Source organism: Beggiatoa alba B18LD, assembly GCF_000245015.1.
Taxonomy (GTDB): domain Bacteria; phylum Pseudomonadota; class Gammaproteobacteria; order Beggiatoales; family Beggiatoaceae; genus Beggiatoa; species Beggiatoa alba.
The window spans coordinates 170,137-186,553 of the sequence record NZ_JH600070.1; the positions used below are offsets into that span (position 1 = coordinate 170,137).

Genomic DNA, 16,417 nt, shown 5'->3' on the forward strand with positions numbered 1-16,417 from the left:
TTATATTGACTGGGTTATTGTTTCTCTTCATCCTCCCACTCTAATTCGGCAAATGCAGCTGTTACATTACGTTTATGATAGTTATCAAATAGTAACCAGTGATTTTTTTCACTTTGCCCCACTTGTTCAATCGCGCTTTCAATGGGGCGCATTTGTTGAATATAGGCGCGGACTTCTTGGCGAATGGTTTTCAAATATTGTAATTGTTTTTTTAGGCTTAGATGCCAATCCGCTTCTTTAATTTCCCCATGTCCTGCAATGACTTGTTTAACCGTTTGCTGTTGCAGTATTTCTAAAACGTTAATCCAGCCTGATAAATTGCCATCTAAAACGGGAATTCTGTCAACAAATAATAAATCTGCAAGCCATAATGTGTCGGTACTTTCATCATATATGCTTAAATCATTGTTAGTATGAGCAGTCGGGTAGGCTTTGAGTTGAATAATGCGCTCGCCTAAGTCTAATGTTAAGGTCTCTGCGACGGTTTGCGTGGGATAAACCAGTATTTTATCGTTTAAGGGTTCGTCTAATAAGCGAGAAAAAGCACTGATATAGCTGGTGGCATGGCTGGCAAGTGCTTCAGAAAAGCGGGTATTGGCGATGTATTGAGGATGATCATCTAAAAAAGCAGCATTCCCGAAAATATGATCAGGGTGCATATGGGTGTTGATGACGTAACAAATTGGGACAGTGGTTGTTTGTTGAATGCGAGCACGCAATGCTTTACCAACCATTAATGATCCCCCCGTATCAATCACAGCAACACAGGTCTTGCCAACGATAAAGCCAATATTGGCAATATCGCCTTTATTTTCCACATTGGTATCTTCATGTAGTCCATAATGAACATAAATACCATGCGCAACTTCCTTTATTGTAAGGCTTGCATAGGCAGGGGAATAATATAAGGCTGAAAATAGGCTTATTAAGCAAATTTTAAATAAATTTTGCATCATGGTTTGCTCCTCTAAAGGTCTTTTTTGTAAGCATAAGGCAGAAAATGTGTATTAATTGTGCATTCTTTTTTTATAAAGAGGGAAAGTTATCGTTATTAATAGGGATATTAGATAATAATTGATTTATTGAGTCACTATTTTTAGTTAGGGGTGCTGATCATGATGAATTTAACGCTCTCTAAGAAAACAATCTTGGTCATTGACGACATGCCAGATAATGTGCGCTTATTACTGAAACTACTGACAGAAGCAGGGTTTCGGGTATTAGTTGCACGTGATGGGCGTGAAGGGATTGCACGGACTGAATATATTCAGCCTGATTTAATTCTATTAGATATGATGATGCCTGAAATGAATGGATTTGATACGTGTAAGATATTAAAATCACAGGATAAAACAAGGCATATTCCCATTGTTTTTATGACAGCAATTGCTGATACAGCCAGTAAAGTGCGAGGATTTGAATTAGGGGCGGTAGATTACATTACAAAACCTTTTCACAGTGCTGAGGTTTTAGCGCGTGTTAATGCACAATTACAAATTCATCAGTTACAAAATACATTACGTCAACAAACAATTGTACTAGAAGAAAAAAATAGAGATTTAGAAGCCTTTGCGCAGATGGTCGCACATAATTTAAAAAGTCCTTTATCTTCATTAATTAATGTCTTAGATATGGTTGCAGATGAAATTACCATACAATCTGAAAGTTATGAAAAAATACGTTGGTCGATTCAAGTTGGATGGGATATGAATCAATGTATTGAAGCATTATTATTATTGGCGCGTGTGGGCGGTGAAACAGTATTAGAGTTAGAGCCTTTAGATATGGTGAGTTTAATCAATACTGTGGTTCATCAACGCTTGGATTATAGCATTAAGAAAAAACGCGCCATTATCAACATGCCCGAGGAATTACCCATTGCGCAGGGCTATCCGCTATGGGTTTTAGAAATATGGAGTAATTATCTGAGTAACGCTCTAAAATATGGTGGAACTCCTCCCATGCTAACCATCGGCGCAGATGAACAAGACAATAAAATGTTGCGTTTTTGGGTAAAAGATAATGGAACAGGGATTACGCAAGAACAACAACAAAAATTGTTTATGCCATTTAGTCGTTTAAATTTGCAAACTGAAGGGTATGGGCTAGGACTATCAATCGTGCGTCAAATTGTTGAAAAACTAGGTGGGCAAGTTGGTATAGAAAGCCAATTAGGTCAAGGAAGCCTGTTTTATTTCACACTGCCTGCTTATCCAATTGAATGAATAACCTCTTTTATTCCTCGCTCTTTCAACGGCTGTTAAAATTCTCCTTAATGGGAGTTGCTGTTATACCACATGGTTATGTCGCCAGTGTTTTACTGGTAGCACTTAGCTATTTTCTGATGGGCAAATTATTATTATTAATGGCAATTCCACCAAGCTATACCGCTGTTGCTGTCTGGCTGCCTGCGGGGATTGCTTTAACTGCTGTTTTACTCAAAGGGACATCTATACTTTTAGGCGTGTTTTTAGGCTCTTTTACGCTGAATACATTCAATTTGCTTGATAGTACGAGCTTTTTTAGTTTAATCAGCTCTATCACTTTAACAAGCTGTATCGGCATTGGGGCGAGTTTACAAGCGTGGGCAGGCGCATGGCTATTACGACGATTTATCGGTTTTCCCTGTGAATTAAAACAAGAAAAAGAAATCGTTATCTTCCTCTTTTTTGTTGCAATGGGCAGTTGTTTAATCAGTGCAACAATCAGTATTACAGCGCAATATTATTGGGGACTGTTAAATAAAGAATATTTTACTTTCAACTGGTTAACTTGGTGGGTTGGCGATAGCATTGGAGTTATGATTGCAACCCCTATTTTGCTCAGTTGGTTTGAAAAAACGCGCACAGTTTGGCAACGTCGCCGTTTATTTCTAGCACTACCACTTGCTATCACTTTACTAGCTGTTTTAAGCACTTATCTTTATATCAGTCATATAGAACAAGCACGGATTATTAAAACGTATCAAGATAAAGCTGGTTTACTCGCACAAACGTTACAAACAGAAATAGAAATGCAATTAACGGCTTTACAAGCAATTAATCTATTTTTTAGCAATAATCCCCAAGCAACACAACGCGAATTTCACGCACTGACTCAGCCACTCTTAGCAACAACGCCATTTATTCAAGATATTATTTGGTGTGTCGCGCTACCCCATTCAGAACGTGCATATTATGAAGCAGAAAACAAAACGCATTTACCCCTGACACAATTGAGTGAATGGAGTGAACAAAAGCAAGCCGCAAAAAATCGCCCTTTCTATTTGCCTATTCACGCGATTGAATCACGACAACCAGAAAATACACTGGAAATAGGCACAGATTTATCGACCGTCTTGACCCAACTAGACCAAAATATCAATGAGATACAAATTTATTACGCCGATTTATCTCATCACGCACCACAACGCGAGCTGAATCTGATTCTCGCCGCTCCCATCAGTTATACATTAACAAACAATGTACATAAAAGTTTTATCATCGTTCAATATCAATTAGATAATTTGTTTAAAACAATTTTTTCTCGTGAGGAAAATACACCGTTTTCGATACAACTCAGTAATGTGTTAAATCAACGAAAAACATTAGTGTTATATGAAAATCAAGAACCTAATAATAATTTAATAAAAGATTTACGAGATATTACTTTTAAAATCCCGATTACGGTTGCTAAACAACAGTGGATTTTACAGCTAACCTTATCAAACACCTATTTATTAAAAAATCCCTCTTTACAATCATGGGGGATTTTATTAATTGGCTTATTTTTCTGTTGCTTATTAGGCGCATTTCTACTCCTCGTCACAGGACGCACCGCATTAGTTGAAAAATTAGTTAATGATAGAACCGCAGAACTTGCTCAAGTTAATTTAACTCTACTTGCCAATATTAATGAACGTAAGCAGATAGAAACAGTTTTACAACAACGTGTTATTGAATTAGCAGAAGCACGTAAAAGCATGTTTAATTTACTCTCGGAAGCCATTTCTTCGCGTAAACGTGCTGAGTTATTAACGGTTGAATTACAAGAAACCTTGCGTTTTTCAGAAAAAATGCGGATTGAACTCAGTTTTGCTAAAGAAGCCGCTGAAGCAGCCAATCGATATAAAAGTATTTTTTTAGCCAATATGAGCCATGAACTGCGTACCCCGTTAAACGGCATTTTAGGCTATACGCAAATCTTGCGACGTGACCAATCGCTAGGACAGCCACAAAAAGAAAAATTGCTCAGTATCCAACGGAATGGCGAGCATCTGCTCACGTTGATTAATGATGTTTTAGATTTATCAAAAATTGAAGCAGGCAAATTAGAATTACATCGCAATAATTTTAAATTTGACTTATTTTTTAAAGATATTGCTGATTTATTCACCCTGCGCTGTGGACAAAAAGGGCTGCAATTCCTCACGCAACCCTTATCTAGCCTTCCAAAAATTGTGTATGGTGATGAAAAACGCTTGCGCCAAATCTTATTGAATTTACTCAGTAATGCAGTGAAATTTACAGTTAATGGTGAAGTCTATTTCCGCGTTATTTATAGCAATAACCGCGCTCGTTTTGAGGTGGAAGACACGGGTATTGGTATTGCTACTGAACAACATGACGCTATTTTCTTACCGTTTAAACAAGTCGGCGATTTAAGTCATCAAATGGAAGGCACAGGTTTAGGCTTGAGTATCAGTAAGAAATTAGTAGAACTGATGGATGGCACTTTATATGTTGAAAGTGTGGTTGGTGTTGGTTCAGTTTTTTGGTTTGATATTGAATTGCCTGAAATTGTGATGGAAGCTCCAAGCCAAGAGCCATTAGAAGAGAAAAAGCAATATTCATTAATACAGATAAAAGGCAATAAACAACGGATTTTAGTGGTTGATGATATTGCAGAAAATCGTCAAGTTTTGAGCCAATTGTTGAAAGAATTTGGGTTTGAAGTGCAAACCACTGAAAATGGAGACAGCGCACTGAAACAAGCAACGCAATTTTTACCTGAAGTCATTATTACCGATTTGCGGATGCCCGTGATGGATGGCATTGAGTTAACAAAGAAGTTACGTCAACAAGATGTTTTTAAAGAAACCTTGATTATCATGCTATCCGCTCATGTCTTTGATAGCGATAAACAAGCCAGTATTGAGGCAGGCTGTAATGAGTTTTTAACCAAACCATTACATATTGAAAGTTTATTAAAAATCCTACAAGCCTATTTTCATATCGATTGGAGTTATGACGTTGATACGGAAGAAACTAGCGACAGTAGTGATACCACTGTACCGCCTAATTCACAACAAGCGGAAGCCTTATTGGAGTTTATTAATGCAGGCAATATTCGCCGCATCATTGAATATGCAAGACAGTTACAAGTAACCCACCCTGCTTTACAGTGGTTTACCGATGATATTATTCAACTCGCTAAAGAATTTGATATTGATAAATTAAAAGCGTTAGTGAGTCCTTATATTGATAAATTGTAATGTCTTGCTTAAGCCTGAGGTAATAATCTCCCCATTAAAAATCCTTCAACGCGGTTTAACATTTGGCGAATGGTGTCAGGGTTTTCAGGGTCAAATCCATATTCTGTGCGTGCTTCTAAGGGTAATGCTTGTTTTAAATGACGCAATTCAGAGCTTAACGCTAATAAGCTATCATTACTCTGCGGTAAAGTGCGTAATGTGTGTAATAACTCGTCGAATGGACTTTCGTCTTGTTGTAGCGCGGTGGAAATAGCGCGGGTATTTAAATAAATTTTTTCTACCCAAACACTGCCTAAACCCACATCGGTTGCAATCGAGCGAATTTCATTACTCCAGCGTTCTGTATTGCTATGCAATTCTGCATGTGCTGGGCATGTGCCTTCTATCATGATGCGTAACGCAAGCGGGCGACCATCTGCTGTTTGCAAGGTTGCTAAGACAGTTTCCCGTACTTTATCCACAATTTCATCTGCCGTAGCGATGTGAGCGACATCAACGGTACACACGCCCCAACGTAAAACATCCACAGGACAGTGAGTAAGTGTGGTTTTATGTTCATCGTTCACAGTGACCAGTGTGCAACCTTTCGCACCTGTTTCACGCACATGTCGCCCTTGTAAATTGCCTGAAAACACAATATACGGGTCAGCATGAAGAATTTCACGATTATGTACATGACCTAACGCCCAATAATCATAACCTTGTGTTAATAAATCTTGCACGCTGCAAGGTGCGTAATTATCGTGTCCTTCTCGACCATTGACGGCGGTATGCAATAAACCGATGTTGTAATAGCCTGCAATGGCTGGCGGATAATTTAGGCTGATATTGTCTGTTACTGCTTTTGTCGCAAAACTTTGTCCGTGAATCGCAACGCCAATCTTTTCTAAAATCACGGTTTCAGGCGAATGGGTGCTAAATTCCTTTACATTATCAGGCAGGCGCAATTGTTTTGTAATGCTACTGCCCGCATCGTGATTGCCTAACACAATGAAAACAGGGATATTGACCTCACGTAAACGGGTCATTTGCTGATTAAAAAATAAACCCGTGTTGTAATCCTTCCAATCCACATCGTACAAATCCCCCGCAATCAGTAAAAAATCTACGGCTTCCGCGCAGGCTAAGTCGACAAGATTAATAAACGCCCGACGGGTCGCGCTTTGCATTTGTTCAGCGGGGACACCTTCATAGCGAGCTAATCCGCATAAGGGACTGTCTAAATGAATATCCGCAGCGTGGATAAATTTCATCGAAATTACTCCTATAAAACGATTCTCATGATTAAGGCTACTCTAAATTTTATTTTTAGGCAATAACTATATGTATATATTTTATTATTTAAATGTCAAGTGAGAGTTTAAAGCACTTATAAATGAATAAAGTCGCAGAGAATAATCAGCGATTTAATAGAATTAAATGCAGATGTATTAAAAAAATAGAGAATCATGAATACAACGACATTTAGAAAAAAAGGAAGTGGAAAATAGCCATACTTGGGATTGTCAAGTTAAAAAATTTATTTAATTTGTTATGTAACTTATTTAAAAATATGAATTTTTATTTCAGTCTGTTTTTGTTTATTAGCATGGTATTTTGCAGCGTTTGAAACATTTCGGTAAAAAACCGCGAGAATAAAACATAAAACTCATGAAGTGTTAGCGTTTACGCTGATATAACCGTGTTAAAGGTTTGCCACCGCTTTATTAAATCAGGGTGATTTGAAAAATCAGCGGAGATATAGGGAGTTTCACGTAAGATGAATTGCTTAGATTTGGTCTAGTTAGTGCTTAAGTTTAGATTAATCATTTGTTTTGTGTGCATTAATACCTTACTAAATCAATTGTTATTCGCTGTAATGGAACACCCATGAAACGCATTTTTTTATTAAGTTGTCTCTGCTTCCCTTGTCTTGTTAGGGCTGAAATTGTCCTTGATGGGTCTTTAGGGCAAACACTCACCCTGTCCGCACCTGATTATCAAATTGATGCTACTTTAGGGCAACAAGTTGGCGGTAATTTATTCCATAGTTTTCAAAAATTTAATTTAAATATGGGCGAAAGTGCGACTTTTACAGGGGATGAAACGATTGCGCGGGTTATCAGTCGTGTGACAGGGGGCGAAGCCTCTTTTTTAGACGGGACATTGCGCAGCACGATACCCCATGCAGATTTTTATTTCATTAACCCACAAGGCATTATTTTTGGACAACATGCGCGGTTAGATATTCAAGGGAGTGCCTATTTTTCTAGTGCAGAACGGTTAGTTTTTGCAGATGGTTTAGTTTTTGAGGCACAAGCGACTGCAACGCCGTTGTTAAGTAGCGCGCCTATCAGTGCCTTTGGGTTTTTAAATTCTCATCCTGCTGGTATTAGCGTGAATCAAGGGCAATTAGTTGTGCCAACTGGTGAACAGTTAGCCCTCGTTGGGGGAGAAATTCGCATTCGGGGAGAAAGTTTTTATTTATCCACTGAAGAAACAGGGCATGTCCCTGAAATTAGTAAAAGTGCTGTTTTACAAGCACCTGAAGGGCGTATTGATTTAGTGAGTGTGGACAGTGCGGGCGAGGTATTGTTTAGCTCAGAAGGGATTAATACGTCGACAATCCGTACATTTGCACCGACACGCTTAGAAAATGCTTATGTTGATGTAAGCGGTATGGGTGGTGGGCATATTTTTATTCGAGCAGGGATATTGCAGTTACAACAGAGTCATTTGCGCAGTTATAGCCGAAATCAAACGGGTGGATTAGTGCGTTTAAGCGCAGACTCGATAGAATTTGATGGCAGTGAATTATTTACGCATACCTTTGGGCAGGGAAACGCAACAGATATTATTTTAGAAGCACAAACCCAGATTTGGTTACATGGGCATAATCTTCAAGGTGAAGAGCAACGTGCCAGCTCTATTGCCGCCTATACCTATAGTAAAGAGGCAAATGGAGGACAATCTAGCGATATTTCTTTGCAAGCTCAACAAATTATTTTTGAAGAAGGCGGGCATTTTATTGGTAGTGTAGAAGGAACAGGGGGCGGTGGTTTTGTCACGTTTCGCGCAGGGGAACTTATTTTATTTCAGGGTGAGTCGTTAAGCCGTTGGCGGGCAGGCATTACGGTGGATAATGTCAGCCGAACCAGCAACAGTGGCGATGCGAATAGCGTGTTATTAGAGGCAAAAGAGATTGTTTTTAAAGATGGCGCAGGTATAGAAGGTGGAACGCGCGGGGTTGGCGACTTAGGAAATTATACGATTCACGCCAGTGACCGCTTAGAATTATCAGGCGTACAAGCCAGCAATGGGACAGGAAGCCGTATTTTAGCGCGGGTGTTGGGTGGGAGTTTGGGCGGTGGTGGCGGTACGATTAGCATTGAAGCAGGCGACATTGTGCTAGATGATGGGGCTATCATCTTAGCTACGACGACAGGGAAAGGTAATGGTGGGAATATTATTATTAAAGTAGATAATACCTTAGCGTTACAAGGAACAACTGCCAACGGTTCAGGCAGTGGCATTATTGCCAATTCTGAAGGGGCAAGAAATATTAAAAATATTGGTAAAGGTGGCACAATTGTTATAGAGGCAAAAGAATTACGGATGCAAGAAGGTGCAATTATTTCAAGTAATTCATTAGGTACTGTCGCCAGCAGTGCAAATGATGCGGGAGAAATTTATATTACAGTTACGGGCGATATGATTCTTCAAGGCGTTAATCCCTACGGAGAAACCGAAGAGGGTTTTGGGACAGGCATTTATGCGCGTTCTTTTACGCAACAGCAAGAAACAGGCGTTGTGGGTAAAGCAGGTAAAATTCGTATTTCTGCAACCCGTTTAATGCTAAAAGATGGCGCATTGTTGAGCAGTAGCACTAACAGCAATCAGGCAGGCGGCGATATAGAAGTTCATGCGCAAGTTTTACTGATTCAAGGCGATTCTAGTCAAATAACGCTACAGTCCCCAAATAGTAATCAACAAGATTTTGCAGAAGATATTGCACGCCCGCCGCTCACCTTATCGCAAAGTGGCATTTATGCGCGTACCGAAAGCCCTTTTAGCAATGCGGGACAAGGTGGAACGATACATTTATTTATTGATAACTTGGTATTAAAAGGTAACGCTAATATTTCAACCGCAAGTACAGGTGATGGGCAAGCAGGTTCTATTGATATTCAAGCACAATCAATGACATTACAAGATAATAGCCATGTGACAACGGAAGCTGTCAACGCGGGCGGTGGTGATATTTACCTACAAGTCAGTGACATTTTACATTTGCAAGATTGCCAATTAAACACACGGGTACAAAATGGAACGGGTGACGGTGGCAATATCACGATTACAGCCCCGCAGTTCATTATCTTAGATAATAGTCAAATTATTACCCAAGCAATTGCAGGCAATGGTGGCAATATTTACCTGAGTACACAAGAGTTTATTGCTGGTGAAAGCCTTGTTGATGCTTCCTCAGAATTGGGTATTGATGGTGAAATACTCATTTCTTCCCCCGCTAAAAATTTAACAGGTTCATTAATCATTCTCTCTGCGAATTTTGCAGATGCCAGTGTTTTAATTAAAGACAACTGCAAAGTTGTTAAAGATGTAAAAGAATTAAGCCGTTTTACACATAAGATGGAACGGGATGGCGTACCTAAAGCCCCTGAACATTGGTTTGAGTAATTAACCTGAGTTCTGTGAGATTTATAAAATAAAACAGAGACCTGCTAGATTTTCAAACCCTAGTGGGTCTTTTTTTGTCTGAATCAGAATTCACAGAATTTTCAGAATTAGCAGGATTAAAAAGCGTGATTCGCATTAATTTCTTGGTTTTAGGTTTTAAATTCTGTTAATTCTGAAAATCCTGATTCAGACAAGCTGTTGTCTTTTTAAAAGAAACTTGCCGAACTCAGGTTAATTAGAAAAAAACTAGAAGAGCGGAGATGCAAATACTTGTACCCAATAATGTTGATAACAACCATCAACGCGGTACGCATATCCCAATCCCATTACCGTAAATTCAGGCTTGAGAATATTGGCACGATGTCCTGCACTTTGTAGCCATCCTGCCATAATCTCGTTAGGACTTTGTAAACCCACAGATAAATTTTCACCCGCAAATCGAAAAATATACCCCAATGCTTGCAGTCGGTCGCCCACAACCCCGCCTTGTCTATCCACATGATCAATATAATCGTAACAAGCCATTTCGTCCGCCTGTTTTTGTGCGCTTTGCATTAAAATAGGCGAAAGCTGTAGCGGTAAAGCTCCTACTTGCTGGCGAGCAGTATTTGTTAATACCAATACACGCTGAAATGCGGCATGCATCTTTATTTCCTCCATTTTTTGAGTGAGATACGACACTAATCGTGATATTTATCGGATTAGAAAGGAACATGCTAGAATAAAAATAATTGTTTAATCGTTTAGTTTCTGTATAAGTGTCGGATTTTACTCCCTACCAACTGAACAGTTAAAACTTAAACCCGCACCACTGGAAGACCACCAATGGCAACAGACCCTAAGTTGTTAATATGTTACGCACATCAAGACGAGACATTTAAAAATACGCTGTTAGCCCATTTACAGGATTTGCGCCAACAAAAAGCCATCACTGTGTGGGAAGATTTGCAACTACAAGAAGGGGCTTTACAGCTTGCGACCTTAGAATTGGAATTACGTCAAGCAACGGTAATTCTTCTCCTTGTCAGCCCATTTTTTATGCAGTCTGATTTTATAACCATGCCGAGCTTAATCCGCTTGTTTAAACAATTAACGCTGACGGGTAAACGGGTTGTGCCGATTATTTTAACTAGTGGCAATTGGGGGGCTTTAGAATTCTGTAAAACACAGGCTTTGCCAAAAGGTGACGTGCCACTAGACCGCACGGTTTATCCCATTGAAGAATGGCAAGCGATTGCTAAACGGGTTAATCGTTGGTGTACAGAACAACAAATGACTGCGACGGATGACATGCCAATTCTTGTCGATTTACAGCATTTACCAATTATGAGTATGCCCTTAGTCGGACGACGGTTTGCTTTATCCACATTAACCGATGCATTTGAAAGCAAAAATACATTTATTGTCAGTGTTACCGCCCCTGCAGGGGTGGGGAAATCCGCATTGGTCAATGCATGGTTAGAAAAAATAGCACCTCATTATTTAGGTGCGTCTTATGTCTTTGGTTGGTCGTTTTATGGACAAGCCGATGAACAGCCTAGCGTTTCCTCCAGCTTGTTTTTAACCCAAGCCTTGCGTTTTTTTGGACATACAGATGAATTACCTCTAACCGATGATGCGAAAGCATTACGTTTAGTCACTTTATTAGCCAATAAACCCACTATTTTAATTTTAGACGGAGTGGAAACCCTGCAATACGCGCCGAGCGTGCGCAGAGGCGCGTGTGCCGATTTAGGCTTAAAAACTTTTTTACAAATTTTAAAAACCTCTCCATTGGGGGGACAGCGTTTGGTCGTACTGACATCACGGCAAAAAATTATTGAATTAAGTGATATTGAGCAACGCGGTTACACTAATTTAGTGCTCGATAATTTAAACGTTGGAGAAAGTGCACGGTTATTAAAATCTTTAGGTATAAAAGGCTCACCATGGCAACTGGTTTCTGTGGTTAAGACGTATAAAGGTCATGCCTTAGCCTTGATGTTATTAGGAAATTTATGTGTTGATGTCTATGCAGGCGATGCGACACAACATGCCCGTTTACCCGCGTTATCAGTTGCGGAAGAACAGGGCGGGCAAGCATTACGGGTTTTACAGTTTTACGACGAAAAATTCTGGACAGTCAATGCGCCAGAACGGATTTTCTTACAAGTGTTAAGCCTGTTAGACCGTCCGTTAACCCTTGTAGAACGGCATGTGTTATTTGAACAAGCACAATTAACTAAAGCTGTTCGCAAACTCAGCGAATTAGAATGGGCGGGCGTGATTTTTCATTTAAATAAACTTGGTTTAGTTTATACGCAAGCACAACAAAATCCGCCAACATGGGACACGCATCCCTTAGTGCGTCAATATTTCCGTGAACAATTACGTACACAACAAAAAGACATTTGGCAAGATGCACATCATCAGCTATTCGAACACTTCCAAAATTTTCCCACAACCAATCAGCCTGATACCTTAGCCTCTTTAGAGCCTTTATACCGTGCGGTTACTCATGGTTGTTTAGCAGGTGAATATGAAGCTGCTTTACGTGTTTATCGTGAGCGGATTTTACGCGGTGATCAATATTTTAGTACCCAACAATTAGGGGCGTTTTCTGCTGATTTAGCTGTGATTGCCAGTTTTTTTGAAGCAGGCAATTGGGCAAAACCGATTAATAGCCTCTCTATTGCTGACCAAAGTTGGCTTCTAGCACAAGCGGCTTTTTATATGATGGCGTTAGGACAATTAGAAGAAGGATTGATGCCTTTAAAAGGGGCGGCAATGCTTTGTAAAACTCGCCAAGATTGGAAAAACGCGGCAAAAGCGCAAAATAACCGCGCGGATTTATTATTGACCTTGGGACGCTTAAGCGAAGCGGAAGAAGTCGCACAAACCGCCATAGAATTGGCTGAAACCAGTCAGCACACCTTTACACGATTACTGTGTCATGCCAAATTCGGCAATTTATTACATCAGTTAGGCGAATTAGATTATAGCCATGCAGCTTTTGAATTGGCTGAAATGTTACAAGTACAAGACCAGCCAAACGACGGGCAATTGTATTCGCTCATTGGTTCACAATATTGCGATTTATTACTGGATACAGCACAAAGTGCCGCAGAGCGCGAGGCGATTTTGTCACGTGCGCAACAGTCCTTACACATTGCAGAAGATGGCTTAGGATTAGTCAGCATTGCCTTTGGACGTTTAACCTTAGGAAAGGTTTTTAATGCCTTAGCGCGTAGTCAAGAAGCCTTGCCTTTATTAAATTCTGCAGTGCAACAATTGCATCTTGCTGAAGTATTTTTATACATTCCTGAAGCCTTATTAGCCCGTGCAACGGCGTATCAACAATTGAAAAATTGGGAGTTAGCAAAGCGCGATGTTGACGAAGTATTAGAAATTGCTAAACGTTGCAATATGCACTTGTATGAAGTAAAAGCAAATCTATTACTGGCTAACTTACTGTTAGATAGGTATGCCTTACAACTGCAACCAAATGCAACACCATTCTTAAATCAGCTAGGTGTGGGAGATAATCCGCTCACGCAGGTAGAAACTTTATATAGTCAAACCTCGCGTTTATTGTATGAAATGAACTACCGCTTGCGTTTAGCCGAATTATCATTATTAGGCGCACGGTTAGCACATTATACCCATGCAACTGATAGTGCTATTCATCATTTAGAAGTGGCTCAATCACGGATTGTTGCGATAGAACAATGGGGATTATTAGCCCATTGGGAGCGTGTACGTACAGAAATCGGTTAGTAATCTGAGTTCGGCGAGATTTTTAAAAAGACAAGCATTTGTCTGAATCAGGATTAACAGAATTTAAACCCTTTGAACCAAGAAATTAAGGTGAATCACGCTTTTTAATCCTGCTAATTCTGATTCAGACAAAACAGAGACCTGCTAGGTTTTGAAAACCTAGCAGGTTTTTTTATCTGAAAATATAGCCATGCTTAGGTTTGTTAATCATTAATCGCATGAATCATGCTCCAGTAACCGAATAAATTAATCGGCGTTACTTCCTTCACAATCAGATTATTGTGTGTAATAAATTCTTCTAACGATAAATCTGTTCTAAATCCGATAACTTTTGCAAAAAGGGTTAAAAACTGTTCAAAACGTCTAACCCATGAATTTTGATGACTAAAATGGTTTACAAAGAAAATATCACCATGTGGTTTACAGACTCGTTTAATTTCTGCAACGAAAACTTGTGGGTCTGGCACAACAGAGGCAACATACATGGCGACCACTTTATCAAAGCTATTGTCGGGAAAGCAGAGTTGTTGTGCATCAGCAACGGCAAACGCGACATTTTTTAAGCCATCACGCTCACTTAAAATCTTCGCCTTGTTTAACATATGGGGCGATAAATCAATACCAATAATCATAACATCGGACGGATAAAGGGGGAGCGATAAGCCTGTCCCCGCGCCGACTTCTAATACTGTATCCCCTGATTGGCATTTCATCTGCTCTACTGAACGCATCCGCCCTGGATGGAAAACCCAACCAAAAATAATATCGTAAACACTTGCATAACGTTTATAAGCATTGACAACGGAGTCTTTATCCATTTGATTTTTTAAAGCCTTATAAATTACTGAACTTGAAGTTACTGCGTAAGTAGATTTAAGTCATTCAATTCTTTTGAATGTACTGAATAGTTGGTAATTTTAACAGTTTTTTGAAATTAACGATTAACACGCAGGTTAAAGTCAATCATATTTATATTCTGATAGCTGGTTTTTTTGTTATATTAAGCAATATAAAAGTCTAATATTTACAGTAAAATAGCGTTACTGTGCTGGGGGTGTACACGCGAATAAAGCAGGCTTTGATACACTATGCAGTCAATCATAACGATAACGAAAACCTTATAAATGGCTACCTTAAATTGAATGGTGTCATGCAAATAATGAGACATTAACAACACATCCGTTTGTTGGCGTACAGAAAAAATCGAATCACTCAAGGAGAGGCAAGAATGCACGTGGAAAAAAAATCCCGTTTTGTGAGTCGTTTAACCCGCGATACGCTCGCGTTAATTTTGGCAGGGGGACGCGGTTCACGTTTAGGCCCGTTGGTCGACTGGCGTGCAAAACCCGCTGTGCCTTTTGGTGGAAAATTTCGCATCGTCGATTTTCCACTGTCTAATTGTCTCAATTCAGGCATTAATCGCGTGGGGGTAACAACGCAATATAAGGCGCATTCATTAATTCGGCATATTCAACGCGGTTGGGGGTTTTTACGGGGTGAATTTGGCGAATTTATCGAGTTATTGCCTGCACAGCAACGTTTAGATAAACCGATGTGGTATTCGGGAACGGCTGATTCGGTTTATCAAAATTTGGACATTATTCGTAGCCATGAGCCTGAATATGTTCTGATTCTTGCAGGTGATCATATTTATAAAATGGATTACGGCACGATGATTGCCCATCATGTCAACCACAAAGCTGATATGACGGTCGGTTGTATTGAAGTGCAACGCGATTTAGCCAAAAGTTTCGGCGTGATGAGTGTTGATGAGTGTGGTTGGGTGACACAATTTCAAGAAAAACCCAGCCATCCTGAACCCCTGCCTAATGACCCTAATCAATCGCTTGCCTCCATGGGGATTTATTTATTTAACTGGTCTTTTTTATCAGAGCAGTTAATTGAGGATGCAAAAAACGCTGATTCTAGTCATGATTTTGGACGCGATATTATTCCACGTATTATCCAATCTCATCGCGTAATGTCTTATCCTTTCCGTGACCCTGTGACTAATAAACGGGCTTATTGGCGTGATGTAGGAACATTGGATTCTTTCTGGGAAGCCAATATGGAGCTGGTTGCCGTTGAGCCAGAATTAAATTTATATGATAAAGAATGGCCCATCTGGACATATCAAGAGCAATTGCCCTCCGCTAAGTTTATTTTTGATGATGATGGACGACGTGGAATGGCAATTGACACAATGGTTTCAGGTGGTTGCATTATTTCAGGGGCAGTGGTTAAGCATTCGCTCTTATTTTCAAATGTGCGTGTAAATGATTTTTCCCATGTACAAGACAGCGTGATTTTGCCTGATGTGACGATTGGAAAAAATTGCCGTTTACATAAAACCGTCATCGATAAAGGCTGTCGTATTGCGGATGGTACGGTGATTGGTGAAAATCGAGAAGAAGATGCAAAACGCTTTTATATCAGTCCTAAAGGTGTTGTTTTAGTTACTCCTGATATGTTAGGACAACGTATCCATTCCGTGCTTTAAGCGAGTCATGCCTC

At 39.7% G+C, this 16,417-nt stretch carries 9 protein-coding genes; 5 read left to right on the forward strand and 4 right to left on the reverse strand.

What is annotated here, in order from left to right; all coding sequences use genetic code 11:
* Positions 1-14: 14 nt before the first annotated feature.
* Positions 15-956, reverse strand: coding sequence for a quinoprotein relay system zinc metallohydrolase 2 (locus BEGALDRAFT_RS00710; RefSeq protein ID WP_002682658.1), 942 nt, complete (start codon positions 954-956; stop codon positions 15-17).
* A gap of 159 nt (positions 957-1,115) precedes the next feature.
* Between BEGALDRAFT_RS00710 and BEGALDRAFT_RS00715 the strand changes: the two genes are divergently transcribed.
* Positions 1,116-2,225, forward strand: coding sequence for a sensor histidine kinase (locus BEGALDRAFT_RS00715; RefSeq protein WP_002682661.1), 1,110 nt, complete (start codon positions 1,116-1,118; stop codon positions 2,223-2,225).
* Positions 2,222-5,473, forward strand: a complete 3,252-nt coding sequence (locus tag BEGALDRAFT_RS17670) for an ATP-binding protein (RefSeq protein WP_002682662.1) — start codon at positions 2,222-2,224, stop codon at positions 5,471-5,473. The genes BEGALDRAFT_RS00715 and BEGALDRAFT_RS17670 overlap by 4 nt, the downstream gene beginning before the upstream one ends.
* An 8-nt stretch (positions 5,474-5,481) precedes the next feature.
* Here the strand turns inward: BEGALDRAFT_RS17670 and BEGALDRAFT_RS00725 are convergent, their stop codons facing one another.
* Positions 5,482-6,726 carry a metallophosphoesterase family protein gene (locus tag BEGALDRAFT_RS00725; protein ID WP_002682665.1) on the reverse strand — a complete coding sequence of 415 codons (1,245 nt, stop codon included), beginning with the start codon at positions 6,724-6,726 and terminating at the stop codon, positions 5,482-5,484.
* A gap of 616 nt (positions 6,727-7,342) precedes the next feature.
* Here BEGALDRAFT_RS00725 and BEGALDRAFT_RS00730 point away from each other — a divergent pair.
* Entirely contained in the window at positions 7,343-10,147 is a 2,805-nt protein-coding gene (locus BEGALDRAFT_RS00730; RefSeq protein ID WP_002682667.1) for a two-partner secretion domain-containing protein, read from the forward strand.
* 246 nt (positions 10,148-10,393) lie between these two features.
* Here the strand turns inward: BEGALDRAFT_RS00730 and BEGALDRAFT_RS00735 are convergent, their stop codons facing one another.
* Positions 10,394-10,792 (reverse strand): CAP domain-containing protein, encoded by a 399-nt coding sequence (locus BEGALDRAFT_RS00735; RefSeq protein ID WP_002682669.1) that lies wholly within the window; start codon positions 10,790-10,792, stop codon positions 10,394-10,396.
* 180 nt (positions 10,793-10,972) lie between these two features.
* Between BEGALDRAFT_RS00735 and BEGALDRAFT_RS00740 the strand changes: the two genes are divergently transcribed.
* Complete coding sequence (locus BEGALDRAFT_RS00740) at positions 10,973-13,903, forward strand: TIR and AAA domain-containing protein (protein WP_002682670.1); 2,931 nt, start codon at positions 10,973-10,975, stop codon at positions 13,901-13,903.
* A 203-nt stretch (positions 13,904-14,106) separates the two neighbouring features.
* Here the strand turns inward: BEGALDRAFT_RS00740 and BEGALDRAFT_RS00745 are convergent, their stop codons facing one another.
* The gene (locus BEGALDRAFT_RS00745; protein WP_002682671.1) at positions 14,107-14,721 is read right to left on the reverse strand and encodes a class I SAM-dependent methyltransferase; all 615 of its coding nucleotides are present in this window, start codon (positions 14,719-14,721) and stop codon (positions 14,107-14,109) included.
* 410 nt (positions 14,722-15,131) lie between these two features.
* Here BEGALDRAFT_RS00745 and glgC point away from each other — a divergent pair, with 410 nt between their 5' ends.
* Positions 15,132-16,403: a glucose-1-phosphate adenylyltransferase gene (gene glgC, locus BEGALDRAFT_RS00750; protein WP_002682672.1), complete on the forward strand. Its 1,272-nt coding sequence runs from the start codon at positions 15,132-15,134 to the stop codon at positions 16,401-16,403.
* The last annotated feature ends 14 nt before the right edge of the window (positions 16,404-16,417 follow it).

Coding starts and splice junctions, on each gene's coding strand:
- BEGALDRAFT_RS00715 (WP_002682661.1), top strand. CDS start 1,116: ATGATGAATTTAACGCTCTCTAAGAAAACAATCTTGGTCATTGACGAC.
- BEGALDRAFT_RS00745 (WP_002682671.1), bottom strand. CDS start 14,721: ATGGATAAAGACTCCGTTGTCAATGCTTATAAACGTTATGCAAGTGTT.
- BEGALDRAFT_RS00740 (WP_002682670.1), top strand. CDS start 10,973: ATGGCAACAGACCCTAAGTTGTTAATATGTTACGCACATCAAGACGAG.
- BEGALDRAFT_RS17670 (WP_002682662.1), top strand. CDS start 2,222: ATGAATAACCTCTTTTATTCCTCGCTCTTTCAACGGCTGTTAAAATTC.
- BEGALDRAFT_RS00735 (WP_002682669.1), bottom strand. CDS start 10,792: ATGCATGCCGCATTTCAGCGTGTATTGGTATTAACAAATACTGCTCGC.
- BEGALDRAFT_RS00730 (WP_002682667.1), top strand. CDS start 7,343: ATGAAACGCATTTTTTTATTAAGTTGTCTCTGCTTCCCTTGTCTTGTT.
- BEGALDRAFT_RS00725 (WP_002682665.1), bottom strand. CDS start 6,726: ATGAAATTTATCCACGCTGCGGATATTCATTTAGACAGTCCCTTATGC.
- BEGALDRAFT_RS00710 (WP_002682658.1), bottom strand. CDS start 956: ATGATGCAAAATTTATTTAAAATTTGCTTAATAAGCCTATTTTCAGCC.
- glgC (WP_002682672.1), top strand. CDS start 15,132: ATGCACGTGGAAAAAAAATCCCGTTTTGTGAGTCGTTTAACCCGCGAT.